Raw genomic sequence first — 26,831 nt, forward strand, 5'->3', positions numbered from 1 at the left:
GAGCGTGCTCGCCGGATGGAGCAACGCTATCGGCGGATGGTCTCGCCGTCGATCGGCCTGGAAGTCGAATCGCTGACGACCGATGACGTGCGGCTGCTTCTTCGAGTGCTGGCGATGATCGCGTTCTATGATCCGGAGGTCGACATCGCCGACGACATGACGCGGATACTCGGCGATCTGGACCGACGCGGAGCGACGCGCGATGAAGATCGCATGCGATACATTGAATTTCTTGTCGCAGCGCGACGTCTGGAAGATGCTCGCCGTTACGAAGACGACCATAAGACAAGTCGACGTCCGCGGATTCCGTCCCTGGACGAGCAGGTGGCGCGTGCCATGAGTGCACGTGGCGCGCTCGTCCTCGATGCGGATGGAACGTCGCTGGTGCCGGCGGTGGTAGCCGCTCGGGACATCGAGGTCGTCGTGGTGTCGTCGCCGCTGTGCAGTTTCTCCCGGCATGCGATGGCCTCCATCGAGGCCGACCCCGGTCTGCGGGATGTGATGTCACGGCATGGCCGCTGGCTGATGCCGGTCGAAGGGAATCTGCATATCGAGAGCGTTCGGGGCTGGAACGCGACGCACCCGCGCATGCCGATGGTCTACGCTTACAAGGAGAGCCAGTGGCCGTTCATCGGCTCCTGGGACACCCCGACGTTCTACTTCCTGCGCGGTGGTAGAGTCGTCGCGACGCACACCGGCTGGCGGTCGGACGCCGACATCGCCGTGTTGCGGCGGCACCTGCAGACCCTGGGCGCCTTGTCCGTCGAATAGCCATTTCGGCTATCGTGCGCGCATGCGCACCCTCCTCGACCGCCAGAAGCTCGCCCAGCTCGCCGATGGCTCGCCCTCCTTGCAGGTGCGGATCGATCGCCTCGACCGCGCCATCGGACTGCTCGTCGATCACGCGGACGCCATCGCCGACGCGCTGAGGGAGGACTTCGGCCATCGCTCCATCCAGGGCTCGCTCGTCACCGATGTCGCGGCGTCGATCGAACCGCTGAAGCACGCGAAGCGCCACGTGCGGAGATGGATGCGCCGCGAGCCGCGCAAGGTGTCGCCGGCCGCGCTCGCATTGCTCGGAGCCCGCGCCTGGATCGACTACCAGCCCAAGGGTGTGGTCGGCATCATGTCCCCGTGGAACTTCCCGTTCAACCTGACGTTCGCGCCGCTCGCCGGCGTGCTCGCGGCGGGCAACCGCGCGATGATCAAGCCATCGGAGTTCACGCCGCGCTCGTCGGCGCTGATGCAGCGCATGATCGCCACCGCGTTCGACGAGACTGAACTCGCGGTCGTCACCGGCGACGCCGAGGTCGGCGCCGCGTTCTCGGCGCTTCCTTTCGACCATCTCCTGTTCACCGGCGCGACGTCGGTCGCCAGGCACGTCATGCGCGCCGCGGCGGCGAACCTCGTGCCCGTCACCCTCGAACTGGGCGGCAAGTCGCCGGCCATCGTCGGGCGCGACGCCGACCTCACGCTCGCGGCGAAGCGGCTCATGTTCGGCAAGACGCTCAACGCGGGCCAGGTGTGCGTGGCACCGGATTACGCGCTGCTGCCGCGCGATCGCGTGGACGCGTTCGTCGATGCCTGCCGGGATGCGACGCGCGCGATGTTCCCGCGAGTGTCCGGCAATCCCGATTACACGGCGATCGTCAACGACCGTCACCGTGCGCGCTTGCGCGGTTACCTCGACGACGCACGCGCGAAGGGCGCCAAGGTGCTGCCGTTGCACGACGACGTGCCGGAGCCGTCGGACGGACGCATGGCGCCCGTCGCGGTGCTGGGTGCGAACGACACGATGGACGTGATGCGCGACGAGATCTTCGGCCCGATCCTTCCGGTGCTGCCCTACGACGGCATCGACGAGGCCGTGGCATACGTCAACGCGCGCCCGCGGCCACTGAGCCTCTACTACTTCGGCGACGACGCACGGGAGCAGGCGCGCGTGCTAGGCGACATCGTCGCGGGCGGCGTCACCGTCAACGACACGATCATGCATCTGACGATGGACGATCTTCCGTTCGGCGGCGTCGGGCCGTCGGGCATGGGTGCGTATCACGGTGTCGATGGCTTTCGCACGTTCAGCCACGCGCGCCCGGTCTACCGACAGTCGCGCCTCGACGTCACCGCGATGCTGAGGCCGCCGTACGGCAAGACGATCCAGCGGTTGCTGGCGTTCAAGCTCCGGCGGTAGGCAGGCACGAAAAGGGGCCTTTCGGCCCCTTTTCGTCGAGCAATGGCGAAGCGCTTACGCGCTGGCCTTCGCCGCGCTCAGCTTCTCGCCCAGCAGCGCTTCGAGCTTGCGCTGGTCGACGGCGAACTTGCGGATGCCTTCAGCCAGCTTGTCGGTGGCCATGGCGTCTTCGTTGTGGCCCCAGCGGAACTTGGCTTCGGTGAGCTTGTCCTTCGGCGGCTCTTCCTTCTTGCCGGTGTCCTTCAGCGCGACGTCGAGCTTGTCGTTGGTCTCGCTCAGCTGCTCGAGCAGCTCCGGCGCGATCGTCAGGCGGTCGCAGCCCGCGAGGGCCTGGATCTGGCCGATGTTGCGGAAGCTCGCGCCCATCACGATCGTCTTGTAGCCGTGCATCTTGTAGTAGTCGTAGATGCGACGCACCGACTTCACGCCCGGGTCTTCCGCCGGGGCGTAGGTCTTCTTGTCGGTGTTGGCGACATACCAGTCGAAGATGCGGCCGACGAACGGCGAGATCAGGAACGCGCCGGCCTCGGCGCACGCCACCGCCTGCTCGAAGCTGAAGAGCAGCGTCATGTTGCAGTTGATGCCGTCCTTCTGCAGCGTCTCGGCGGCCTTGATGCCTTCCCAGGTGGACGCGAGCTTGATCAGGATGCGCTTCGGATCGACACCGACGTCCTTGTACAGGCCGAGCAGGCGCTTGGCCTTCGCGATGGACGCCTCGGTGTCGAACGACAGGCGGGCGTCGACCTCGGTCGAAACGTAGCCCGGCACGATCTTCAGGATCTCGCGGCCGAACAGGACGGCTAGGCGGTCGCCGGCGTCGATCAGCTGCTGCTCGCGGCTGTCGCTCTGTTCGGCGGCCCATGCCACAGCCTCGTCGACGAGATGCGCGTACTCGGCGATGCCGGCGGCCTTTAGCAGCAGCGACGGATTGGTCGTCGCGTCCTGCGGCTGGTACTTCTTCATGGCGGAGAAGTCGCCGGTGTCGGCCACGACGGTGGTGATCTCTTTGAGCTGTTCGAGTTGGCTGGTCACGTTCTTGTTCCGTTACCTGATAAGGGGGCTATTGTCGCGCCGATCGCGGGCCAGATACAGGCATCCGAAGGTATCGGTCGGCCGATCATGACAACGTGAGAGCACGGCGCCCGGGAATCAACCGCGCCGCTCAGTAGAGATCGATCGGATCCACGTCGAGCGACCAGCGCACCTTCCGTGCCGAGGGCAGGCTGGCCAACGCCTGCTGCCACGTCCGCAGGAAGCCGTGGAGCTGCGCGCGCGTGCCGGCCTCCACGAGCAGCTGGCCGCGATGCCGGCCGGCGCGCAGGGGCATGGGCGCGGGCATGGGTCCGGCGATCCGCAGGGGCCCGGGTGCTCCGATGGCGACATGGGCTTCGGCCAGGAACGCGTCCACCTCCGCCCGGCCCAGCGCGTCGGCGCGCAGCAGCACCTGATGGGCGTACGGCGGCAGCTCGAGCAGCCGGCGCTCTTCGAGCAAGCCGGCGGCCACCGCGGGATAACCGCCACGGAGCAGGGCGTGCAGCATCGGGTGGTCGGGGTGATGCGTCTGCAGCAGCACGCTGCCCGGCTTGGCCGAGCGCCCCGCGCGTCCCGCGACCTGGACGACGAGCTGGGCCAGGCGTTCGCCGGCGCGGAAGTCGACGCTGTGCAGGCCCTCATCCACGCCGACGATGGCCACGAGGGTCAGGTTGGGCAGGTCGTGGCCCTTGGCGAGCATCTGGGTTCCGACCAGGATCGCCGGCTTGTCCTCGCGCAGGCCGTCGAGGATCTCGCCGAAGGCGTCGCGGCGCCGTGTCGTCTCGCGGTCGATGCGGACGACGGCGACACCGGGGAAACGTTCCGTCAGGGCCTCTTCGAGCCGCTCGGTGCCCTGTCCCTGCGGACTGAGGTTGGCCGAGCCGCAGGCCGGGCAGGCCGCCGGCACGTGCATCGTGTTGTCGCAGTGGTGGCAGACCAGCCGTCGGCGGCCGGCGTGCAGCGTCATGGGACGTTCGCAGCGCGGGCAGTCGGCGTGCCATCCGCAGTCGTGGCAGAGCAGCACCGGCGCGTAGCCGCGCCGGTTGCGGAAGACCAGCGCCTGCTCGCCCCGTTCGATGCACGCGGCCACCGCATGCACCAGCGTGGGCGAGAGGCCATGGTCGAGGCGTTGGGCGCGCATGTCCACGATCTGCACGCGCGTGGGCTGCGCCGCACCGGGGCGCGCCTTCAGCACCACGCGCCGGTAGCGGCCCGCCTCGACGTTGCCCAGCGTCTCGAGCGACGGCGTCGCGGAGCCGAGCACGACGGGCACGCCGAGCGACCGGGCCCGGACCACCGCGAGATCGCGGGCGTGGTAACGGAAGCCTTCCTGTTGCTTGTAGGAGGGGTCGTGTTCCTCGTCGACGATGATGAGACCCGCGTGGGGCAAGGGAGTGAACACCGCCGAGCGCGTGCCGAGCACGACGCGGGCGCTGCCGTTGCGCGCGCGCAGCCACGCGCGGGCGCGCTCGCCCTCGGCGAGATTGGAATGCAGCACCTCGACCGCGACGCCCAGACGGTCGCGCAGGCGACGCACGGTCTGCGGTGCGAGGCCGATCTCGGGCACCAGCAGCAGGGTTTGCCTGCCCTCCGCCAGGGCCCGCTCGATCAGCGCGAGGTAAACCTCGGTCTTGCCGCTGCCCGTCACGCCATCCAGTAGCCAGGGCTGGAAGCCACCGAAGGCCTCGCCGATGGCCGCCACCGCCGCCGTCTGCTCGTCGCTCAGGGCCGGACCCGGGGCGGCGCCGCCGGGCGGCGGCGCGTCCTCGACCTCGCGTTTTTCGACGAGACCGGCTTCCAGCAGCCGGCGCGCCGCCGCGCGCCAGTCGGGCAGGACGACGCCGAAATCGTCGGCGGCGCGTGGCCCGTCCTGGAGCGCGGCCAGCAAGGCGGCCGAGCCGCCCTTCCGGCTGCCCGCCGCCAGGGCATCGCGCCCCTGTTCCGTGAGTGCCCACACCTCGATGCCCGTGGGCGGCAGCGCACGCGGCTCGCGCAGCGCGAGGGGCAACGCATTGGCCACCGCCTCGCCCGGGGCACCCGCCCAGTAGTCGGCGGCCCAGGCGAGCGTGGCGAGCTGCTCGGCGTCCAGCAGCGGATAGGGGTCCAGGACCTCGATGGCCTGTTTCAGGCGCTTCGATCCGACCGCCGCCTCGGCCGCTGGATCGACCACGACGCCGACCATCTCTCCCTTGCCGAACGGAACCCGCACGCGCGACCCCGCGCGCGCTTCGCCGACCGCCGGGGGCAGGTAGTCGAAGAGCGTGGGGAGGGGTACGGGAAGGGCGACGCGGAGGGTGAGCATGCGAGGCCTAGTTTAATGGCATATGCCGATTTCGCTGGTCAATGATTGACCAGCGGCACATGGGTTTGCCTCTCAATGGCATCCCCCGAAAGAGGAATGAAAGCTAAGTGCCCGCCCCCGGGACGCTTTCCGTGTTATCCACAACCTCTGTGGATAACTCTGTGGATGAGCCTCGGATGGGACCCTTCCAGACCGCATGGTTGGGCCGTTCGGGTCAGCTTGGGTACATTTTAACCAAGCTGAAATGTACTTCTAAATCAATTGGTTGGACTTTAGGTGCCGCCCGGCGTTCATCAAACGTCCATCCGATCTTGACAAACGCGAAGGGTGCGCCGGCCCTGTGCACAACCGTCCGGCCGGTAGGAATAAATCCTAGTGCGACGCACCGATGAAGAAGGCCACCGTCACCGCGAAGAGGAGCAGCCAGAAATAGACGCTGCCTATCAACCAATACTTAAGGATGGTCATAGGCCATGCCTGACGGTAGACCCGTTTCTGCATGATCAGGAGATACACCGGCATCCACACCCACATGATCCCCTGGACCAGCCCGATGAGGCTGGCCGCGGGCCATGCATGCGGCCGGATCGCGTCCTTGGCGAAGCCGAGCACCATCAGGAGGAGCAGCGAGAGGAACAGGAACGCGTGGCTGTGCAGCGCCACGATGATGTGCTCCATGTAGAGCCGGCGCCGGAAGGCGTAGAAGAGCTTCAGGATCAGCGCGAAGACCGGGATCATCACCAGCATGGTCTGCGGCAGCACCGAGAAGAACCCCTCGCCCATGCGCTTCAGGGCTTCGGCCTTCGCCTCGCCGCCCTCTCCGAGCCGGGCGATGTTGGCCTTGAAATGACCGATGCCCACGGCGATCCGCCGGGTCACCACGTCGGGGAGCCAGGCGATGTCGACGACGGTCGGTTCGTGGGTCCATTTGAGATCGTCGTCGCGCGCCGCCGGTGCGGCGCCCGCCGCGGGGGCCGGAATCGGATCCGCCTTGAGTTCCGCCAGGCGACGGTTGGCGGCATCACGGACCAGGCCCTGCCCGAACTCGAGGGCTTTCTTCGTGGCCGCCGGTACCTCGGGATTGGCGATCGTGGCGTCCAGCTCGCCGATCTGCGCGTCGTAAAGGCGGCGCACGTCCTCCGGTGTTTTCGCGGCATGGATCGCGCCGACGCTGTCCGGCGGGGCGGCCTCGTCGTCGTCGTCCCCGAAACGGACGTCGCTGAAGGCGAGGTGCACGAAGAAGAACGCGAGCAGGCAGAACACGAACATCAGGCGGAACGGCGCGACATAGCGGATGCGCCGTCCCGAGAAGTACTCCAGGGTGAGGAACCCGGGTTTCGTGTACAGCGGCGGCAGCGTATGGACGATGCGTTCGTCCATGTGCAGGAACAGGTCCCCGGCGTCTTCCAGCATGTGCGAGACAGGCCGGAGCACGCTGTGGATCGACTGCCCGCATGCGTGGCAGAACTCGCCCTGCAGGGCCGTGCCGCAGTTCGCGCAGAGCAGAGCCGGCGAAGGCGTGAGCTCGTTCATCCCCTGGTTGTCCCCGATTGACCCCTGTCGGGTTCGGATGATGGCACGGCAGCCGCTACAATGGCGGGCCCCATTGGTCATCCTTCCCATGTCCCTCGACCGCGCCCGCGCGCGGCGTGAGATCGGCGCCACCGTACGGCTGGCCCTGCCGATGATCGTCGCCCAGCTCTCCGCCATCGGCACCAACGTGGTCGACGCCGTGCTCGCCGGCCACCAGGGTGCGCACACGCAGGCCGCCGTGGTCACGGGCGCGAACATCTGGGTGCTCGCCATCGTGACCGGCATCGGCACGATGATGGCGGTGCCGCCCACGGTCGCGCAGCTGGACGGCGCGGGTCGCCGTGGCGAGGTCGGGCCGGTGTTCCACCAGGCCCTCTACATCGCCTGGGGCCTGGGCATCCTGCTCGGCATCGGTGTCTGGCACGCTTCGCCGCTGATGGCCCTGTTCGGCGTCGTCGAATCGATGCGCGCCGACGTGACCGCCTTCCTCCACGCGATCGCGTTCGCGGCCCCGGCGCTGACGACGTATTTCGCGCTGCGCGGCCTCTCGGACGGTCTGTCGATGCCACGACCCTCGATGTACTTCAGCTTCGGCGGATTGCTGGTGCTGGCGCCGCTGGGCTACGTGCTGATGTACGGCAAGCTGGGCTTCCCGGTCATGGGCGCGCGCGGCAGCGGCATCGCCACGGCGCTCGTGCTCTGGCTGGAGATGATCGGCTTCGCCACGTACGTGCTGAAGCACCGCAATTACCGCGACCTCAACCTGCGTTCGCGCATGGCCGCGCCCGATCGCCGCCAGATCGGCCAGCTCCTGCACATCGGTCTGCCCATGGCCGTGACGCTGCTGATGGAGGCGGGGCTGTTCGTGGCCGTCGCGTTGCTGATCGGCCGGCTCGGCGAGACCGTCACGGCGAGCCACCACGTGGCGCTCAACGTGGCGTCGGTCGCCTTCATGATCCCGCTGGGCCTGTCGATGGCCATCACGGTCCGCGTCGGCAACGCGGCCGGCCGTCGCGACGTGGCGGGCGTCCGCTACGCCGGCCTGTCCGGCATCGCGCTGGTCCTGGTCACGCAGTGCGTGTCGTCGGGCGTCATGCTGCTGTTCCCGGAGGCCATCGCCCGGCTCTACACGAGCGACGCCGCGGTGATCGCCACGGCATCGCAGCTGCTGATCCTCGCGGGCTTCTTCCAGTTCTCCGACGGCATCCAGGTGGCGTCGAACGGGGCCCTTCGCGGGCTGAAGGACACGCGGGTGCCCATGGGCATCACCCTGTTCGCCTATTGGGGCGTCGGCATGCCGATCGGCTGGTACCTCGCGTTCGTCCACGACCTGGGTGCGCGGGGCATGTGGATGGGCCTCATCGCCGGCCTCAGCATGGCCGCCATCCTGCTGTTCGCAAGGTTCTGGCGGAGCAGCGTCCGCGGGCGCTGGCGCAGCGATCCCGAGACGGCGGAGCCCGTGCCTTTCCACACGTGATACGCACGGTGTTACGCGTTACGCTGCGCACAACCTTCGAGGAAACCGCTTAGATGACGGACCGTTACGACGCCGTGCCGCCGCCCCTGCCGGGTCGTCCCCAGCCCGTGCCGCCACCCCGGCGGCGCAACGGCTTCGGACGCTTCATGCGTGGCCTGGGCCGGGGCATCAACATCACGCGGCTGGTTATCATCAACGTGATCTTCTTCGGCATCCTTGGCGTGTTCCTCCTGCTGCTGTTCCTCGGCGGCCGTGGCAACGCCGTCGACGAGCGCACCGTGCTCGTACTGGCGCCCGAAGGCGCGCTGGTGGAGCAGTACAGCGCCGACGCGTTCTCGCGTGCCGCCGGCCGGCTTTCCGGCGACGGCGTGAAGCAGGTGCAGGTGCGCGACCTCGTCCGCGCCATCGACAGCGCGGCGAAGGACGACCGCATCAGCCGCATCGTGCTCAACCCGGACAAGCTGCAGGCGGGCGGGTTCGCCGCGCTGCGCGAGGTCGGCGCGGCGCTCGACCGCTTCCGCAAGGCCGGCAAGCCGGTGCTCGTCTGGGGCGCGAGCATGGAGCAGGGCCAGTACTACCTGGCCGCGCACGCGGACAAGATCTACATCGACCCGCAGGGCGGCATCCTCGCCACGGGGCTCGCCAACTACCGCCTGTTCTACAAGGACATGCTCGACCGCCTCGGCGTGCAGGTGCACCTGTTCCGCGTCGGCCAGTTCAAGAGCGCGGCCGAACCCTTCATCCTCGACCACGCGTCGCCCGAGTCGAAGGAAGCCGACGCGTTCTGGCTCGGCGGCCTGTGGACGACGTGGATCGACGAGGTCTCGAAGCTGCGCCGGATCGACGCCGCGCAGCTGCGCGCCGACATCGACGGTCTCGCCGCGCGCGTGCGCGACGCGAAGGGCAGCCTCGCGGAGCTGGCGCAGGAAGAAAAACTGGTCGACGGCATCGCCACCGAGCAGCAGTTCGTGCAGATGCTGCGCAAGGAAGGCGTCCCCGCGGGCAAGAAGGACCAGGGCTTCCGCCAGGTCGATCTCTCCGCCTACCTTGCCGACCGTGGCCTTTCGAACATCGATCTGCTGCAGACCGGCAACGGCGTCGCCGTGGTGGTCGCCGAGGGCGAGATCACGGGCGGCAAGCAGTCGCAGGGCACCATCGGCGGCGACTCGACGGCGGCGCTCATCCGCACGGTGCGCAACGATCGCCGCACGCGCGCGCTCGTCCTGCGCGTGAATTCGCCGGGCGGCGAGGTCTACGCGGCCGAGCAGATCCGTCGCGAAGTGGAGCGCACGCGCGAGGCGGGCATTCCGGTCGTCGTCTCGATGGGCGACGTGGCCGCGAGCGGCGGTTACTGGATCTCGATGAACGCCAATCGCATCTATGCCGAGCCCAACACCATCACGGGATCGATCGGCATCTTCGGCATGTTCTTCACCGTGCCGGACACGCTGGCGAAGATCGGCGTGAAGAGCGACGGTGTCGGCACCGGCCCGCTGGCCGGCGCGTTCGACATCACGCGCCCGCTCGATCCCAACGTCGGCGTGCTGATCCAGAGCATCATCGACAAGGGTTACCGCGACTTCGTCGGTAACGTCGCCAAGGCGCGCGGCAAGGATTTCGCGGCGATCGACGCCGTCGCGCAGGGCCGTGTGTGGACCGGGCAGCAGGCGCTCGATCGTGGACTGGTCGACCGCATGGGCAGCCTCGACGACGCGATCCGCGACGCGGCGGAGCAGGCGGGACTCGGCAAGGATTACAGCGTCCGTTACGCCGAAAAGCCGATGGGCGCCTTCGAGCGTTTCCTCACCAGCATCGGCGACAGCCCCGAAGCACGCGTCGCGATGTCCTGGGGCCTGCGCCTGCCGTCGTGGGTGGCCGACCTGCCGAAGCTCGCGCCGGAATGGGCGCTGTTCCGCACGGCCGAGGCAGGCAAGCCGCACGTCTACGCCTACTGCTTCTGCTCGCCGCGCTAAACCGGAGATCCCGTCGTAGGAGCGCGCCCTGGTGGGAGCGCACCTGGGCGCGACAGCTTCTCGCGCCAGTGTGCGGTCCCCTGCGCGGTGGGTGCGCGTGGCGAAACGATGTCGCGCGCAGGGCGCGCTCCTACGGTCATTGCGCCTGCGCGTCGGCTGCGGCGGCCTGCGCTTTCGCCTGCGCGTCGACGGTCTTCTGGACGTCCTGCGCCTTCTTCTTCTGGGCTTCGAGCGAATCCCACGGCGTTTCGACGCGCGCCTGCGGCGCCGGCGGCTCGTGCGGTTGCGGCGGCTTCGAGCACGCGGCGCAGGCGAGCGGAAGGGCCAGCAGCGGGGCGTATCGGATCATCGCGTGTTCCTCCGGAGTGCTTCGAGTCTCGCGCCCGCTTCGCCTCAGCGCAACCGCGCGCCGTAGAAGTCGCCGGAGCGCTCCACCTCCATGTGCCAGTCGAAGAGGCCGGAAAGGTGTTCGTCGGCGAGCAGCTCCTGTTTCGGGCCCTGCCGGAGAAGCTTCCCGTCCCGGAGCATCACCACGTGTTCGATCGCGGGAACGATCTCCTCGACGTGATGCGTGACGAGCAGCAACGTCGTTCCCTCGCGCGCCAGTTCCCCGAGCAGGTCGAGGAAGCGGCGGCGCGTGCCGGGATCGAGTCCCGCGCAGGGCTCGTCGAGCAGCAGCGCCCTGGGGCGGTGCACGAGCGCACGCGCGATCAGCACGCGGCGCGCCTCGCCGGTCGACAAGGTCGACACGTCGCGCTGGGCCAGATGCGCGGCGCCGACACGTTCCAGCGCCTCGCGCGCACGGGTGCGCATGGCGTCGTCGACATGGTGATCGAGGCCGAGCGTCATCGATGCGAAGAACCCGGAAAGCACGGCGTTCCCGGCCGTCTCGTTGCTGGCTTCGAACTCGCGGCGCAGGTCCGACGACACCACGCCGAGCAGTGAGCGCAGCTCCGCGACGTTCCAGCGGTCGCGCCCGAAGACACGCACGACGGGCGAGCGGTCGTCATGCACGACGGGGTAGACCCGGCGTTCGAGGAGTTTGACGAGCGTCGACTTGCCCGACCCGTTCGGGCCAAGGATCGCCGTGTGCTGGCCCGGCGCGATGTCGAGCGAGAGCGCATCGAGCAGCGCGTGGCCGTCGCGCAGCACCGTGGCGCGATCGATGGAGAGCAGGGGCGTGGTCGTGTCCATCGCCCGAGCATAAGCCCTCGACGCGCCCTGTGGGAGCGCACCTGGGCGCGACGGCTTTTCGCGAAGCGCAACAGGCCCTGAAGCGTTTCGCGAACAGCCATCGCGCCCAGGTGCGCTCCAACAACATCGGTCGTGGCAAGCTACGCCTTGTCGCCACACCCGGAGAACCGACATGCACCCACGCCTCGCCAGCTGGCGCCTCGACGGCCGCACGGCGCTCGTCACCGGAGCCAGCAAGGGCATCGGCTTCGCCTGCGCGCGCGAACTCGCCGCGCTCGGCGCCGACGTGCTGCTGGTGGCCCGCGACGAGCTCGTGCTGCAGGAGGTCCGCGACGAGATCGCCGACGAGTGCCCCGATGTCGAGGTGCTCGGCATGGCGGCCGACCTGTCCGACCACGAGGACCGGCTCGCGGTGTTCGACTGGGTCGCCGACCTCGGCATGAACCTGTCGATCCTCGTCAACAACGTCGGCGGCAACACGCCGAAGGCGACGCTCGACTATGACGGGGACGAGTACCGCGACCTGTTCGAGCTCAACGTGTTCTCCGCCTTCGAGATGAGTCGCGCCGCGTATCCGCACCTCGTCCAGCACGCGAACGCAGCGATCGTGAACGTCGGCTCGGTCTCCGGTATCACGCACGTGCGCACCGGGTCGCCTTACGGCATGACGAAGGCGGCACTGCACCAGATGACGCGCAATCTCGCCTGCGAATGGGCCGAGGATGGCATCCGCGTGAACGCCGTCGCGCCCTGGTACATCCGCACCCAGCGCAGCGAGCCGGCGCTCGCCGACGCCGAGTACCTCGAGGAAGTGCTCTCCCGGACGCCCATGGGCCGGATCGGCGAGCCGGAGGAGGTCGCCGGCGCGGTGGCCTTCCTGTGCCTGCCCGCCTCGAGCTATGTGACCGGCGAGGTGGTCGCCGTGGACGGCGGGTTCCTGCGGTACGGCTTCTGACGGGTTAGACTTCGCGGTCCCCCGGAGCCCGCGGCGCGCCACCGCGCCTGCCGCCCGCCCGTCACGACCCCCGAGAACCCCATGACCATCGGCATCGATTTCGGCACCAGTTACTCGGCCGCCGCGACCTTCGTCGGCGAGACGCTGACCCACATCCACTTCGGCGAGGCGAAGCAGTTCCGCACCGCGGTGTTCTTCCCCGAGGTCGTGCCCGACCCGAACGACTTCCAGCTGACGCCCGAACTCGAGGCGCAGGTCGAAGGACAGATCCGCTCGGCGCGCGCGCAGCAGCGGCAGTTCGCGACCGAAGCGCAGCAGCAGGGACGCGCCTTCGTCGAACGTTCCGACGCCGACCTTCGCCGCGACGCGCTGCGCACCGTGCGCCGCCAGTGGATGGAACGCCGCGCCGCGGAATCGCCCACCGCGACCGTCGAGAGCTTCCAGCACGCGCTGTTCGGCGAGGAGGCCGTCGAGGCATACCTGGAATACGGCGACGGCAACCTCATCGAATCGCCGAAGTCGATGCTCGGCTACCGTCTCGATCCGCAGGTGCGCAAGGTCATCGTGCACATCGCCACGCACATCCTCGAGCACATCCGCCTCGCCGCCAGTCGCCAGCTCGGCGAGCCGGTGCGCACGGCGGTGATCGGACGCCCGGTGCACTTCCGCAGTTCGATGGGCGAGAAGGGATCGGAGCAGGCGGTGGACATCATCCGCGAGGCCGCGGCCGTCGCGGGATTCGACGGCGTGACGTTCCTCGAAGAGCCCGCCGCCGCGGCGATGCATTACCACAAGCGCCTGTCGACGCGGCAGACCGCGCTGATCGTGGACATCGGCGGCGGTACCACCGACGTCGCGTTCGCCGAGCTGGGCGGCGACGCCATGCCGCGCATCGTGCGCACGTGGGGCCTGGCCAAGGGCGGTACCGACCTGGACATCAACCTCAGCATGCACAGCTTCATGCCGCAGCTGGGCAACAACGTCACGCGCGTGCCGGTGCATCATTTCGTCGAGGCCGCGAGCGTGCACAACCTGCCGAAGCAGCGCGAGTTCCGCCGCCAGGATTACCGCTTCGTGGACGAGCCCTGGCAGTCGCGCCTGCGCGCGCTGCAGCAGCCGGGCGCGACCACGCGCCTGAACCAGACGGCCGAGCGCGGAAAGATCGCGTTGAGTTCCGCCGACGACACGCATGCCGACCTCGGTTTCCTCGAGGAAGGTCTCGGCGTGGTCATCGCGCGCGCCGACATGCATGAAGCGGTCGAGCCTTTCGTCGAGCGCATGCAGCGGTTGTTCGACGAGGTTCGCCAGGAATGGCCGAGCGTGCCGGACAGCGTCTTCCTCACCGGCGGTACTTCGCGATCGCCGATCGTGAAGGCGGCGGTGCGCGAGGCGTTCGAGGGCATCCCGATGGTCGAAGGCGATCCGTCGCTGGGCGTGGTGTCGGGGCTCGCGGTCGCGGCGCTTATGTAGGAGCGCGCCTTGCGCGCGACATCTTTTGGGGCCGTGAACATCAGGTCCTGCTGCTCTTCGCGCGAACCTGTCGCGCGCAAGGCGCGCATCCACCAGCTACGGTGCTAACCGCAGCCTTGCAGCTGCTCGCGCAGCGCCGCATCCTTCGCCTCGAGCGGGCCGCGCTCGCTCTTGAAGGCGTTGCGGATGGCCCGCTGATTCGAATCGGCGTCGTCGCGCAGCGCCCGGCACGCTTCCGCAGGACTCAGCTGTCTGCACTGGTCCTGCACCCAGACGTAGTTGCTCGTCGCGACGGCGGCCGCGTTGCCCTTGCCGCGATTGAGTTCCGGGGCCGACGCGATGGCGGCATCGCGGCTTCCGTAGGTGTCGGCGAGCGGCTGGCTGATTGCGCCGAGCACGCCCAATGGGGCGAGGTACGGCTCGGGATGTCCGTTCGCCGAGGTGTACGCCTTGCCATCGGTGGCGCGGACGCACCCGTAAAGAATCGGCGGCGGTGCCGCGGGCACCGGTGGCGGCGCCGCGTCGTCGTCGGCCACGGAACGAACGGGCGCCGCGGGCATCGGTGCGACCGCACCGGACGGCGCCGGCGGTTGCAGCTCGATCGTCTGCTGACGCTGCCCCTTCGTGCACGGCGCCTGCTGGTAGATCGTCTGTTCGCCCGCCTGGCACTTGTAGACCGTCTGCGCCGCCACCGGGACGATGGCGGCGAGCGCCGCGAACGCCAGCAGGACGCGCGCGCCGTGCATGGCCTAGAAGTCGGCCACGTGGTCTTCGGATGCGAAGCCGATCGTCATCGCGCCTTCCCCGACGTTGACCATGCCCGTGATACCCATCGGGCTTTCGAGGATCTCGACGCCGGATTCGCCGCACGTCCGCACCATGGAGGTGTAGCCGGGCAGGTTGCGCATCTCGTCGAGATCGCCGCCGTAGCTGAGCGAGAGCGACGGCACGAGCAGGCCGGCCTGCACGCGCTTGGTCACGTAGTCGAACAGCACCTGCGCGCCGTGCTCGAAGCCGCGGACCTTGCCCACCGGGCCGGTCTCGCCGCGATGGCCGCGCAGGATGGGCTTGATGTCGAGCGCGGTGCCGAGCATGGAACTGAGGAAGCTCACGCTGCGGTCGCCCTTGCTGCGGGCGCGCGAGCGCAGGTAATTCAGGTCGCGCGGCAGCATGTACCCGTAGGAGCAGTCGGCGATGTGCGCGGCACGCTCGCGGACCTCCGCCGGCGAGCGGCCCTCCTGGATCATGCGCACCGTTTCCACGACGGCCGACGCGGCACCGGCGAAGATGTTCCGCGTGTCGACGACGCGCATCAGGAACGGCCCGCCGATGCCGGCGGCCTCGCGCACCGGGCGATAGTTCTTCAGGATGGCGAAGCTCGCCTTGATCACGTTGTCGTGGATGGGGCTGCGCGTGGCCATGATCGTCAGGCAGATGACGCAGTCGTATTCCTTGACCATGCGGCCCAGGAACAGGTTCTGCACGTCCTCGACCGAACTGGCCTCGGTCTCCGCGGAGTGACTCCGGCTGCCGAGCTTCTGATCGCGGAAGCGCTGGATCTCCGCCGGATCGCGGTCGTCCTTGAAGCGCTGCTGGTCCACCTTGACCGTGATCGGCATGACCGCGATGCCATGCTTCTCGATGAATTCATGCGGCACGTCGCAGGCCGCATCGATCGCCACACCGATTCGCATCGGTCACCCCCCGTCGAAGGTCGCAAGGACCCCGGGGTGCCCGGCCCGCCCTGCGCGTTCCAGCTCGCCCCCGCTGGGCGGATGCTACACTTGCACGAATGAATTTGGCACTCCGCCGGCGTGGCGTCGCCGGTAACCGCGCCGTCGGCACCTGAAGGGCGAAAGCCGCCGGCGCACGCGCAACCGGATTCGACATGAAAACCAAGAACGAGATCGTCTCCAACTGGCTGCCCCGCTACACGGGCACGCCGCTGGAGGACTTCGGCCGGCACATCCTGCTGACCAACTTCGGCCATTACGTCGACCGCTTCGCCCAGGAGCACGGCGTGGAGGTCAGGGGCCGCGACCGGCCGATGCCGAACGCCACCGCCGACGGCATCACGCTGATCAACTTCGGCATGGGCAGTCCCAATGCCGCCACGATCATGGACCTGCTCAGCGTCATCGAGCCGCAGGCCGTGCTGTTCCTGGGCAAGTGCGGCGGCCTGAAGCGCAAGAACGCCATCGGCGACCTCGTGCTGCCGATCGCCGCCATCCGCGGCGAGGGCACGTCCAACGACTATCTCCTCCCCGAGGTGCCCGCACTGCCGGCCTTCCAGCTCCAGCGCGCGGTCTCGACGATGATCCGCGACCTCGGCCACGACTACTGGACCGGCACCGTCTACACGACGAACCGCCGCGTGTGGGAACACGACGACGGCTTCAAGGACTACCTGCGCCGCACGCGCAGCATGGCCATCGACATGGAGACCGCGACGATCTTCGCCGCCGGCTTCGCCAACCACATTCCGTGCGGCGCGCTGCTGCTCGTCTCCGACCAGCCGATGATTCCCGAAGGCGTGAAGACCGAATCCAGCGATGCCTCGGTCACCGCGAACTTCGTCGAACGCCACATCAAGGTCGGCGTGGAAGCCCTGAAGCTGGTTCGCCGCCACGGCCGCAGCGTGAAGCACCTGCGCTTCGAGGACGACGCGGAGTAACGCGCCTCACCCGCGGCGGCTCCATGCGGGAAGCCTTCGCGGGAGCGGCCCGGCCGGGCCGCACTGTGGGAGCGAACCCGGCCGCGACGGCTCCTCGCGAAACGCGACACAGGACGCGCTTCGGCATTCCCGGAGCGCTTTTACGATTTCTTCCATAGCCGCCGGCATCGCGTCCCGCTAGGGTCCGCTCCGACCTCAGCGGAGATTCTCCATGCGTGACCGTTCCTGTGTTCCCGGACAATCGACGTGAAGCCGGGCCACCTCGCACTCGGCGTCCTCGTCACGGTGATCTGGGGAAGCAACTTCTCGGTCATCGAAGCCGGACTGCGCGACCTCGATCCATTCCTCCTCACCGCGCTGCGATTCACGTTCACGGCGTTTCCGCTCGTGCTGTTCGTCCGGCGTCCCCGACAGGTCCCGCTCGCCGCCCTGGCGGGGTACGGCGTCCTCTTCGGCGTGGGCCTATGGTGGGTCGTCAATCTCGCGATGTCGCGGGGCATGTCGCCCGGCCTGTCGTCGCTGTTGCTGCAATCCAGCGCCTTCTTCACCGTGTTGCTGAGCGCGCTCCTCCTGCGGGAGCGCGTCCGCATGCCGCAGGTATGGGGCATGGTGCTCGCGCTTTGCGGGATGGCGCTGGTGATCGGCCACGCGCCATCGTCGTCGACGCTCGTGGGTGTCGCGCTGGTGATGCTGGCGGCGATCAGCTGGAGTGCCTGCAACGTCATCGTGAAGATGCATCGCCCGGAGGATATGCTCGCTTTCGTCGTCTGGTCGAGCGTGTTCTCGGCGCCGGCCCTTTTCGTGCTGGCATGGGTCCATGGCGGCGTTCAGCCGTTCGTCGCACTGACGGATGGGCTGACCTGGCGCGCGGCGGGTTCCATCGCCTTCCAGGCGTACGTCACGACGGTGTTCGGATACCTGGTATGGAACAACCTGATGAAGACCTATCCCGCCGCCTCGGTCGCACCGCTGTCGTTGCTGGTTCCGGTATCGGGCATCGTCACGTCGTGGATCGTGTTCGACGAGCACTTCGCGCCGCAGGTGTGGGCGGGCATGGCCATCATCCTGGCTGGCATCGCCCTGTTCGTCGCATCGCCGTGGCTACGCCCCGGCGACGAAGCCGCCGCATGATTTCCGAGCCGGATCGAGCCGGCGCTACGTGGCGCGTAGTCGCTCACGCGCGCGTAGCGCCGCCAGCGATATCCACACGCCGTCGGCGGCGCAGACGCTGATGAAGCTCCGCACGCCACTGTCGGCTTCGAGCGTCGCCGCGTAGCGCTCGGCGAACGCGAGCGCCTCGTCGTGGTCGTCGAACCAATGGAGGCCGGTGCCATCGCAGCGGACCTCGCTCAGTTCCTTCGCGGTCGATCCCAGTACCACTTCGATCACATGCATCCGTGCGTCCTCGTGTCCGGCGTTCACGAGCCGGTGTACGCGGCGAGGACGCTCACGCCGCGGTACGCCGACGGCGAGGTCAGCCGGATGAAGTAGCGTCCCGCCGCCGGCGCGGCGATGACGACCGCATCGGTGATGCCGGCGCGACTGGCGCGCCATTGGCTGCCCGTGCCGTCCGCGGCGGGTGCGGCCGAGCGTGCGACGGCGATGTCGGCTTCGCCGCTGCCGCCCGAGGTCCGGATGGTGAGCGCGCGCGCATTGGCCGGCACGTCGATGTAGTACACGCCGCCGGCGCCCGACACGCCGTCCTGCGCGGCGAGCAGTCCGCCGCTGCGCAGCGGCACGCCACCGATCACGGCCGCCTGCACGGCGGCGCCGGCGTCGAGGATGCCGGCGCCGACCGCGCGATCCGGCGTCGCGGGGAACGGCTTCACCGTCGCGAGCAGCATGCTGCGCAGCGTGCCCGGTGCGGGGTCGGCGCGACCCATCTGGCGCGATGCCGAAAGCATCAACGCGAGCGCGCCGGCGACGTGCGGCGTCGCCTGCGACGTGCCCGCGTATCCGCCATAGACGGCGTCGCCCGGCACGGTCGTTCCCCCGTTGATCGCCTGCCAGACGAAACCTTCGGGCGATGCCTCGGTGTCGGTCGCCGGATCGTCGTTGACGTAGACGCCGCCACCGGGCGCCGCCATCGATACCGTGCCGCCGTAGTTGCTGTAGAACGCGCGCTTGCCCGTGATGCCGGTGGCGCCGACGACGATCGCACCGGGGCAGCTCGCCGGACTGAACTTCGAGGCGTCGGCACCGCTGTTGCCGGCGGCCACCACCACGGTCGTTCCGCGCGTCAGCGCATCGGCGATCGCCGCGCCGAGCACGTCGGACGGGCCGCAGACGCCACCGCCGCCCAGGCTCATGTTGATGACGCTCGCGGGATGCGCGTTATCGGGCACGCCGTCGACGTGACCGCCCGACGCCCAGACGACGGCATCGGCGATGTCGGAGGTCGAGCCGCCGCAATGGCCGAGCACGCGAATGGGCAGCACGCGGCTGCGACCGGCCATGCCGGCCAGGCCGACCCCGTTGTCCGTGAGCTCCGCGACGGTGCCGGCCACGTGCGTGCCGTGCCAGCTGCTCGGCGCGTCTTCGCCGCAGGCGAAGTTGTAGATCGGCTCGTTCGTCCAGTCGCCGGGATCCCAGCCGCCCGGGACGCGACCGTTCTGCTCACGTCCCGACAGCAGCGCGTCGGTGATGAAGTCGTAACCGGCATCGGCGAGCGACGTGTCCAGGTCGGGATGCGCGGTGATGCCCGTGTCGATCACCGCGACCACGACGCCGCTGCCGTCGGCGAAGTCCAGTGCGTCCGGGAGGCTCACGCCACCGGGTGCATCCGCGTAATGCCACTGGCGCGCCGCGTACGACGGGTCGGTGGGTACGCCCTGCGCGCGCGTGTCCCGCACGGCGTGCAGGATCGCGTCGGGTTCCACGTGCGCCACCGCGGGATCGGTCGCGAGTTGCTGCATGAAGGCCGTCGCGTCGGCGACGCCGAGCTTGCGCGACGTGCGCAGCACGTCGCTGCCGGTGCCGGCCTTGCGCACCCAATCGGCGGAGAGCGTGCTCCTCGCGCCTTGCATCGTGAAGCGCGCCGCCGCCGCGCGTGCCGATCGGGTCGCATCGGCGCCCCCACGGCGTTCGACGCTGCCGTCGCGGTAGGTGACGATGAAACGGTCGACCGGTCGTGCGGGATCGAGCGTGCTGGCGTTGATCTTCGTGTCCGTCGTCGCCGCCGCTGCCGCGAACGACGACGCGGCAAGGCATAGCCCGAGAACGAGGGGAGCAAGCGTGTGGCGAGCCATGAGGAATTCCCGTGATCGAGGTCAGGCCTTCGCGGCGACGAACGCGCCGAGCAGCGAGACGTTGGTGAAGGAAGGCGCGCCGACGAGGCGCGCGTAGTAGATCCCGGCGGCGTCGGCCGGGAGCACGGCCACCTGGGCGGTGCCGGCGCGCGTGGCGACGATGTCCGCGTCGCTGCCATCCGCCGCGGGCACGGCGCCACGCTTCACGTAGAGACGCACCGTGCCGCTTCCGCCGAGCGTGCGCAGGCTGGCGTTGGTCGAGCCGTACGGGATCGTCAGGCGGAACACGGGCGCGCTGCCCGCCGTCGCGGCGATGCCGCTGGCGGTCCTGCCGTTCACCAGTGGCGTCGTCGACGGATCGGGCGCCTGTCCCGCGCCGGCGAGACGCAGCGCGGCATCGATGTCGAGGATGCCGGTACCCAAAGGATGCGGCTGCGTGACGGGGAAGGGTCCTGCCGACGCCGCGACGAGTTTCTTCAGCGACGCGGGCGCGAGCGGATCGAGTCCGCTCGCGACGAGACCCGACTGCACCATCGCGACCGCCGCCGCGACATGCGGTGTCGCCTGCGACGTGCCGGCGAGGCCGCCATAGGCGGGCGTCGTCGGTGTCGTCGCGCCGAAGTTGCTCAGCGACCAGACGAAGCCCTGGTCGACGAGCTGGCCCGAGGCCGGATCGTCGTCCTGGAACACACCGCCGCCGGGCGCGGCGACGGTGACCACCTTGCCGAAGTTGGAGTAGTACGACGCCTTGCCGGTGATGCCGGTGGCACCGACCGTGATCACGCCCGGACACGAGGCCGGTGCGTAGTTCTGCGCATCGTCGGTGTCGTTGCCCGCGGCCACCACGACCGACACGCCGCGCGCGAGGGCGATAGCGATGGCATCGCCCAGCGGACTGTCGGAGCAGGCGCCGTAGCCGCCGAGGCTCATGTTGATGACCTGCGCGGGGTGCGCGTTGTCGGGCACGCCGTCGACATGGCCGCCCGCCGCCCAGACGACCGCATCGGCGATGTCCGAATCGTAGCCACCGCAGTGGCCGAGCACGCGGACAGGCAACACGGTGGCGTCGTGCGCCAGGCCGGCGAGGCCGACGCCGTTGTCGGTGCTCTCGGCGATGGTGCCGGCGACATGCGTGCCGTGCCAGCTCGAGTCTTCCGACGTGCCGCACTCGCTGGTATAGGGCTCGGTCGACGTCCAGTCGCCGGTGTCCCAGCCGCCCGGCACGCGGCTGTCGGATGCGCGGCCCGACACGAAGGCGTCGCTGATGAAGTCGTAGCCGTCGCCAGCCAGCGACAGGTCGATGTCGGGATGGGCGACGATGCCGGTATCGAGCACGGCCACCACGATGCCAAGACCCGTCGATACCTGCCATGCCTCGGGCGCCCGCACGCCGCCCGTCGGATCGAAGTAATCCCACTGGTACGCGGCGTAGCTGGGATCGTTCGGGGCTGCCACGGCAGCCCGACGCACGGGCGTACCGCCGGTCGCGTGGCGCCGGACGTCCGGACGCACGGACAGCACGTTCGGATCGGCGGCGATCTGGCGCATCAGCGTCGCCGCGTCGGCGGCACCCAGCTTGCGCGAGAGCTTCACGAGCTCGCCACCCGCGGCGAGGCGGCGGACGAAACGCGGCACCGGCGCCGCGACACGCGCGTTCCCCGCCACCGTCTTCGCCACGGCGGCGTCGACCGTGTTCGCCGCGGCTCCGGCAGGCACGGGCGACTTATAGGTGACGATGAAACGGTCCGTGAGCGAGCCGGGACGCAGGGGCGCGGTGGCCGCGGTGCCCGCGAAGCCGGGGGCGGCGAGGAGGAGGCACGCCGCGACGAGCGCGCGACGTGGGAGGACGGCGGGAAGTGTCATGGGTTGGGTCCGCGTGTCGAGGAGGAGGAGGTCACCAGCCGAAGCTGACGCCGACGCTGCCGGTGGATTCGCCGCCGCGCGAGAGGGCGCCGCCGAGCAGCACGGCACCGTTGCCCGGGATGCGCTGCGCGAAGCCCACGGCCACGGCGCCTTCGCCGTGGTAGCCGCCGACCGCCGCGCTCACGCGGTGATCGGTGCCCGCCGCGGCGGCGATCGCGCCGGCCATGCCGGCCATCGCGGAGCCCATCGCGCCGACGCGGTCGAGGCGCTGGTCGACCGCGTGGAAGCGGCGGTCGGTGTCCGCGCGGAACGCGTCGAAGCGTTCGGACGAAACCATGCCGCTGAGCTTCGCATCCGCATAGGCGTTGGCTTTCGACAGCGTGGCCTGGTCGCCGCGGTCCGCGTACTGCTGGGCCGTCACGATCGCCTGGTCGACCTGCGCGGTGTTCGCCGCGTCGGTCGGACGCGTGCCGGCCGCCACGTTGGTCACGCGGCGCTCGTTGCCCGCCGAGCCGACCGACACCGTGTTCGCTTCGTCGGCGCGCGCGCCCTGGCCGAGCGCGACGGCGTTCTGCGCGGTGGCGCTGGCAGCTTGCCCGACGGCTACGCCGCCGGCGGCCGTGACCTGCGTGTCCGCACCCACCGCCACGGCGTTGGTGGCCGCCGCGGTGATCGTCGCGTTGCTGCCGAGCGCCGTGCTGCCGTCGGCGCCGATCGTGGCGCCCGTGCCGACCGCGGTATCGCGGCCGTCGGTCGCCACCGAGCCCTGGCCGATGGCGAGTCCCTCGCCCCGGCCCAGCGGCGCGCCCGGCTGCGACGGACCGGAAGGATCAGCCTCGAGGACGTCCAGACGGCCAAACACCTCGCCGAAGGCCGCGTCGACGGCACCGAACGCGGCGCCCACGCTGTCGTACACCGTGCCGCGGATGAGGTAACCGCCGCCCTCGCCGCCACCGTTGCCCATGCCGAGCAGCGCGTCGAGCTGGCCCTTGTTGACCGCGTCGTTCTCGAAGACGCCCGCGGCCACATGCGTGATCTGCCGGTCCGCCCCCTCGGCGCCGACGGAGACCGTGCCGTCGCGGTCGGCGACCGATCCGGCGCCGATCGCCACGCTGCCCTCCGCGACGGCCTGCGCCGACGCCCCCAGCGCGAGACTGTCGGCGGCGTACGCCGCGGCACCGTAGCCGACGGCGCCGCTGCGATCGCCGATCGCCGCGGCGAGGCTGCCGAACGCGGCGGCACCTTCACCGAGGGCGAGCGCGCCGGAACCCGCGCCGGTCGCGTACGCACCCAGCACCTGCACCTGGTCGAAGGCGTCGCCGTTCGCGCCGAAGTAGTCGCGCAGCGGCGCGACGGACGCATCCAGCGCCTGCAGCTGCCTCACCGTGGCGGCGTCGCTCGCCTGCGTGCCGTCCGCGACGTTGGTGATGCGCCGCTGGATCGGTGCGCCGCCGTCGCTGCCGTCGTAGCCGACGGTCACCACGTTGGACTCATACGTGAATGAGCCGGCACCGAGGGCCACGCTGTTCGTCGCGTCGACCGTGCTGGCGCCATGGCCGATGGCGACCGAATCGGCGCCGCCGGCCTGCGCGTTGTCGCCGAGGGCGAGCGCGCTCGCCGCGCCCGCCGCCGCGCCGGGGCCGATGGCCACGGCGCCCAGGTCGGTCGACCGTGCGAAGGCACCGATCGCGACGGCACGGTCGGCGAAGGCGCTCGCGGCGCCGCCGAGCGCGACGGCGTCGGTGCCGCTCGCGGTCGTGGGGATCGAGATGTAGATGATCTGATCGCCGTTCGGCGTGCTGGCGATCAGGTAGTCGTCCAGCGACCCGCCGATCGCGACGCTGCGCAGGCCCGTCGCCTTCGCGTAGTCGCCGACGGAGACGCCGTTCGCGGCGGACGTCGCGCCGTAGCCCACGGCGGTGGCGCGCACGCCGGTCGCGCTCGAACTGGTGCCGATGGCGGTCGACGACACGCCTTCCGCGCGGCTGCCGGCGCCCATCGCCACCGCGAGGTCGCCCGCGTACGTGCTGTCGACGATGGCGTTTCCGTTGTGGTCCACGAGCGGCACGCTCGTCGCCGCGTCGATCCGCTGCGCCCGCCCGCCGATCGCGGTGCTTCCGAGGCCGTCCGCGATGGCGTCGTGGCCGCTCGCGATGCTGTCGTCGCCATTGGCCTGCGCGGCGTACCCGTTGGCGAGCGAGAATTCGCCGATGGCGCCCGAGAGACTCCCGTAGGCGGCGCTGCCGGTGCCGAACGCGAAGGCGAGCGATCCGGCCGCGACGGCGTACTGGCCGTACGCGAGCGCGGGATCGGTGGCATCCGGATCGCCGTTGGCGGCGAAATACGTGGCGGCCGCGTCCTGCGCATGGAGGGTCTGCGTGCCCGCCATACCGGCGAGCGCGAACACCAAAGCGGCACGGAGCCGACCTGGGCTTGCTGAAGTCATGGATTTTCCCCGATGGCGCGGCAGCGCGGGGCTGCCCGTGGAAGCGTCGAAGACGACTTTCCTGCGTTAGACTCGGCGCGAGGGACGACCCCGGCCGCGTGTGGATGAAACGTAGTCGGCGGCGGCGGACGCTGTCACGCATGGGGACTCACGGGGACTCACGAAAACTCACGCAGCGGATGCGCGCCTTGGGGGAGGTCTCGCGTCACGCATGTGGAAGTCGTTGAAAGGCTGGCTCGCCAGCGTGCCCATCGCGGATCCGATCGAGCGCAAGAGCGCCGTCTTCCTGCAACTCGTGCTGGCCTACGAAGGCCTGTTCGTTCCGTTCAACAAGATCTACCGGCGCTGGTTCGTCGACAGCGCGCTCGGTGGCGCGCCGGACTACGGCAACTACGCGATCCTCGTCGACAACCTCACCGACGCCGGTATCACCGTCGCGGCATGGGTGGCGTTCGCCCTCGTGCGCCGGGGTAATTTCCGCGGGGCGTCGATCACCATTCTCGCCACGATGTGGTGTTCGATGCTGCTCGCGTACGCCACGTTCGGGTACGCGGTGATGCCCACCGACGAGACGGCGATGGAAGTGCTGGTGCTGGCGACGCTGTTGCTTGGCAAACGCGCGCTCTGGACGACCTTCGGCGTCATCTGCGGCAGCCTGCTGCTCGCCATGACCCGCGACGCCATCGCCTCGGGCGACTGGTCGGCCAACTTCTGGCGCAGCTACAACGAGTTTCCGTCCGTCGGCGCGTCGTACGTGGCGATCACGCTGTTCCTCAACCAGCTCAACTACAGCCTGCGCTCGGCGCTGTCCGAGTCGGAGGCGCGCGGACGCGCGCTCCGGCAGGAGGTCGCGGCACGCGAGCGCAGCCAGGCGGCGCTGCTGCACACGCGCAAGCTCGAAGCGGTCGGGCAGCTGGCGAGTGGTGTCGCCCACGACTTCAACAACGTGCTCGGCGTCATCCAGGGCTACGCGCGCGAGCGATTCCGTGTCATGACCGGACGTGCCTCGCAGGGCGACGACGTGGAACGGCTGCAGGATGCGCTCGAAGGCATCGAAGAGGCCGCCGATCGCGGTGCCGCCGTGACGGGACGCCTGCTCGGCTTCAGTCGTCGCGACACGGGTGCCGTCGAGGTGGTCGACCTCGCGGCGGTATGCGCCAGCCTGACGACGATGCTCCGCCAGCTGCTGCCGCCGACCGTGCGACTGCAGGTCGCGCCACCGTCGCAGCCGCTCTTCGTACGCGTGGATCGCAACGAGCTCGATCTCGCCTTCCTCGACATCGCCTCGAACGCGCGTGACGCGATGCCCCGTGGCGGATGCTTCAGCGTGACGGTGACCGGGGGCGCGTGCGTGACCATCCAGTGCAGCGACACCGGCACGGGCATCGAGCCGTCCGTCATCGAACGCGTCACGGAGCCGTTCTTCACCACGAAGGGCCGCGGACAGGGGACGGGGCTCGGTCTCTCGACGGTCTACGGCATGCTACGTCGCGTGGGCGGCGACCTGCGGATCACGAGCGTGCCGGGGCAGGGCACGACGATCGCCATGATCCTTCCGCACGCGGACGAGCCGGACGATCAGGTATCCGTCGCGACCAGCATGTAGCCGTTGCCGTGCACGGGATTCAGCGGGAAGCGTTCGTCGGTCGCGGCGGCGATCTTCCGGCGCAGGCGATGCAGGAGCGAGTCGAGGCGGTGCGGGTCGTAATCGTGCACGTTGTCCGTCATGGCCTGCACCAGATCGTCGCGCGGAACGGTCTCGTCCACGCGATCGAACAGCACCGTGAGGAACGTGCGCTCCGTCGCGGTGAGGCCGATGCGTACGCCGGCGGGTGAACGCAGGGTCCACTGGCTGCCCACGAGTCGCCAGGGTTCGGCGGGCGGCGGCGCGACGAGGCGGCCGAGCCGCCGGGCGACGCTGCCGAGCGTCGCGACCAGCACGTCGACCGACACCGGCTTGGTCAGGTAGGCGTCTGCGTCGTTCAGGCCGCGCACCACGTCGTCGGTGTCGCGGCGACCGGTGAGCATCACGATGCCCATGTCCGGCCGGGCCTCGCGACAATGCTTCGAGAGCGAGAAGCCATCGCCGTCGGGCAGTCCCACGTCCAGCACCGCGATGTCGACGGCCTCGTGCGAGAGGTGTTCGCGCAGTTCCGCCGCCAGCGCCATGGGCCGCACGTCGAAGCCGGCCCGCCGCAGGCTGGGCAGCAGGACACGATCGCGCAGGGCGATGTCGTCCTCGACGAGTGCCACGCTGATCACCGGCCCCTTCCCCTGCTGTTCTGTCGGGACCCTAACATACGCGAATTCGGCAGGGTGGTAGTGAAGCTGCGATCGGACGAAAAAGGTCCGCCCGTGGGAGCGGGCGGCAATCCGGGGTCGCCCGCGCGATGGCGCGTCGCGGGCGTGTCCTGCCATGCGGAGCAGTACGGGAGTCGTGTCTTAAAAAAGGACCGCTCCCGAAGGAGCGGCC

Annotated in this window: 21 protein-coding genes; 9 read left to right on the forward strand and 12 right to left on the reverse strand. The window is 69.5% G+C overall.

The window, feature by feature from the left end; genetic code table 11:
- The first annotated feature begins 15 nt into the window (after positions 1–15).
- A complete protein-coding gene (locus J2X58_RS16455) occupies positions 16–771 on the forward strand; it encodes a hypothetical protein (protein WP_310049503.1) in 756 nt (251 codons plus the stop codon).
- 22 nt (positions 772–793) lie between these two features.
- Positions 794–2,191, forward strand: coding sequence for a coniferyl aldehyde dehydrogenase (locus J2X58_RS16460; RefSeq protein WP_310049506.1), 1,398 nt, complete (start codon positions 794–796; stop codon positions 2,189–2,191).
- 54 nt (positions 2,192–2,245) lie between these two features.
- On the opposite strand, the gene tal is transcribed toward J2X58_RS16460, so the two are convergent.
- From tal to J2X58_RS16475, 3 genes are all read right to left on the reverse strand, one after another.
- Complete coding sequence (gene tal, locus J2X58_RS16465) at positions 2,246–3,223, reverse strand: transaldolase (protein ID WP_090179727.1); 978 nt, start codon at positions 3,221–3,223, stop codon at positions 2,246–2,248.
- Between the two features lie 130 nt (positions 3,224–3,353).
- On the reverse strand, positions 3,354–5,525 hold the full coding sequence (locus tag J2X58_RS16470; protein WP_310049511.1) for a primosomal protein N': 2,172 nt from the start codon (positions 5,523–5,525) through the stop codon (positions 3,354–3,356).
- Positions 5,526–5,897: 372 nt separating this feature from the next.
- The gene (locus tag J2X58_RS16475; RefSeq protein ID WP_310049514.1) at positions 5,898–7,058 is read right to left on the reverse strand and encodes a DUF3667 domain-containing protein; all 1,161 of its coding nucleotides are present in this window, start codon (positions 7,056–7,058) and stop codon (positions 5,898–5,900) included.
- A gap of 88 nt (positions 7,059–7,146) precedes the next feature.
- On the opposite strand from J2X58_RS16475, the gene J2X58_RS16480 reads away from it, so the two are divergent.
- The gene (locus J2X58_RS16480) at positions 7,147–8,535 is read left to right on the forward strand and encodes an MATE family efflux transporter (RefSeq protein ID WP_310049517.1); all 1,389 of its coding nucleotides are present in this window, start codon (positions 7,147–7,149) and stop codon (positions 8,533–8,535) included.
- A 53-nt stretch (positions 8,536–8,588) separates the two neighbouring features.
- Positions 8,589–10,508, forward strand: coding sequence for a signal peptide peptidase SppA (sppA, locus tag J2X58_RS16485; protein WP_310049520.1), 1,920 nt, complete (start codon positions 8,589–8,591; stop codon positions 10,506–10,508).
- A gap of 136 nt (positions 10,509–10,644) precedes the next feature.
- On the opposite strand, the gene J2X58_RS16490 is transcribed toward sppA, so the two are convergent.
- Both J2X58_RS16490 and J2X58_RS16495 read right to left on the reverse strand, forming a co-directional pair.
- Entirely contained in the window at positions 10,645–10,857 is a 213-nt protein-coding gene (locus J2X58_RS16490; protein ID WP_175472885.1) for a hypothetical protein, read from the reverse strand.
- Positions 10,858–10,901: 44 nt separating this feature from the next.
- The gene (locus tag J2X58_RS16495) at positions 10,902–11,702 is read right to left on the reverse strand and encodes an ATP-binding cassette domain-containing protein (RefSeq protein WP_310049524.1); all 801 of its coding nucleotides are present in this window, start codon (positions 11,700–11,702) and stop codon (positions 10,902–10,904) included.
- 172 nt (positions 11,703–11,874) lie between these two features.
- Here J2X58_RS16495 and J2X58_RS16500 point away from each other — a divergent pair, with 172 nt between their 5' ends.
- Positions 11,875–12,657, forward strand: coding sequence for an SDR family oxidoreductase (locus J2X58_RS16500; protein ID WP_090179717.1), 783 nt, complete (start codon positions 11,875–11,877; stop codon positions 12,655–12,657).
- Between the two features lie 81 nt (positions 12,658–12,738).
- Positions 12,739–14,127, forward strand: coding sequence for an Hsp70 family protein (locus J2X58_RS16505; protein ID WP_310049527.1), 1,389 nt, complete (start codon positions 12,739–12,741; stop codon positions 14,125–14,127).
- Positions 14,128–14,231: 104 nt separating this feature from the next.
- Here the strand turns inward: J2X58_RS16505 and J2X58_RS16510 are convergent, their stop codons facing one another.
- Together J2X58_RS16510 and J2X58_RS16515 are read right to left on the reverse strand one after the other, a co-directional pair.
- Positions 14,232–14,873 carry a DUF4124 domain-containing protein gene (locus tag J2X58_RS16510; RefSeq protein WP_310049530.1) on the reverse strand — a complete coding sequence of 214 codons (642 nt, stop codon included), beginning with the start codon at positions 14,871–14,873 and terminating at the stop codon, positions 14,232–14,234.
- Positions 14,874–14,876: 3 nt separating this feature from the next.
- The gene (locus J2X58_RS16515) at positions 14,877–15,821 is read right to left on the reverse strand and encodes a DegV family protein (RefSeq protein WP_175472883.1); all 945 of its coding nucleotides are present in this window, start codon (positions 15,819–15,821) and stop codon (positions 14,877–14,879) included.
- Between the two features lie 194 nt (positions 15,822–16,015).
- Between J2X58_RS16515 and J2X58_RS16520 the strand changes: the two genes are divergently transcribed.
- Together J2X58_RS16520 and J2X58_RS16525 are read left to right on the forward strand one after the other, a co-directional pair.
- Positions 16,016–16,801 (forward strand): AMP nucleosidase, encoded by a 786-nt coding sequence (locus J2X58_RS16520; RefSeq protein ID WP_090057469.1) that lies wholly within the window; start codon positions 16,016–16,018, stop codon positions 16,799–16,801.
- 246 nt (positions 16,802–17,047) lie between these two features.
- Positions 17,048–17,932, forward strand: coding sequence for an EamA family transporter (locus J2X58_RS16525; protein WP_310049537.1), 885 nt, complete (start codon positions 17,048–17,050; stop codon positions 17,930–17,932).
- Between the two features lie 24 nt (positions 17,933–17,956).
- Here the strand turns inward: J2X58_RS16525 and J2X58_RS16530 are convergent, their stop codons facing one another.
- Genes J2X58_RS16530 through J2X58_RS16545 form a run of 4 tightly spaced genes read right to left on the reverse strand, consistent with a single transcriptional unit; the run spans position 17,957 to position 24,358 of the window.
- The gene (locus tag J2X58_RS16530; protein ID WP_090057466.1) at positions 17,957–18,196 is read right to left on the reverse strand and encodes a hypothetical protein; all 240 of its coding nucleotides are present in this window, start codon (positions 18,194–18,196) and stop codon (positions 17,957–17,959) included.
- A 23-nt stretch (positions 18,197–18,219) separates the two neighbouring features.
- The gene (locus J2X58_RS16535) at positions 18,220–20,049 is read right to left on the reverse strand and encodes a S8 family serine peptidase (RefSeq protein ID WP_310049540.1); all 1,830 of its coding nucleotides are present in this window, start codon (positions 20,047–20,049) and stop codon (positions 18,220–18,222) included.
- Positions 20,050–20,070: 21 nt separating this feature from the next.
- Complete coding sequence (locus J2X58_RS16540; RefSeq protein ID WP_310049542.1) at positions 20,071–21,912, reverse strand: S8 family serine peptidase; 1,842 nt, start codon at positions 21,910–21,912, stop codon at positions 20,071–20,073.
- 31 nt (positions 21,913–21,943) lie between these two features.
- Positions 21,944–24,358 carry a YadA-like family protein gene (locus J2X58_RS16545; RefSeq protein WP_310049546.1) on the reverse strand — a complete coding sequence of 805 codons (2,415 nt, stop codon included), beginning with the start codon at positions 24,356–24,358 and terminating at the stop codon, positions 21,944–21,946.
- A gap of 211 nt (positions 24,359–24,569) precedes the next feature.
- On the opposite strand from J2X58_RS16545, the gene J2X58_RS16550 reads away from it, so the two are divergent.
- Complete coding sequence (locus tag J2X58_RS16550) at positions 24,570–25,964, forward strand: ATP-binding protein (RefSeq protein WP_310049549.1); 1,395 nt, start codon at positions 24,570–24,572, stop codon at positions 25,962–25,964.
- Here the strand turns inward: J2X58_RS16550 and J2X58_RS16555 are convergent.
- Positions 25,937–26,611: a response regulator transcription factor gene (locus J2X58_RS16555; protein ID WP_310049550.1), complete on the reverse strand. Its 675-nt coding sequence runs from the start codon at positions 26,609–26,611 to the stop codon at positions 25,937–25,939. The two genes, J2X58_RS16550 and J2X58_RS16555, sit on opposite strands and share 28 nt — an antisense overlap.
- Positions 26,612–26,831: the final 220 nt, after the last annotated feature.

This window comes from Luteibacter sp. 3190 (assembly GCF_031456385.1).
Lineage (GTDB): Bacteria > Pseudomonadota > Gammaproteobacteria > Xanthomonadales > Rhodanobacteraceae > Luteibacter.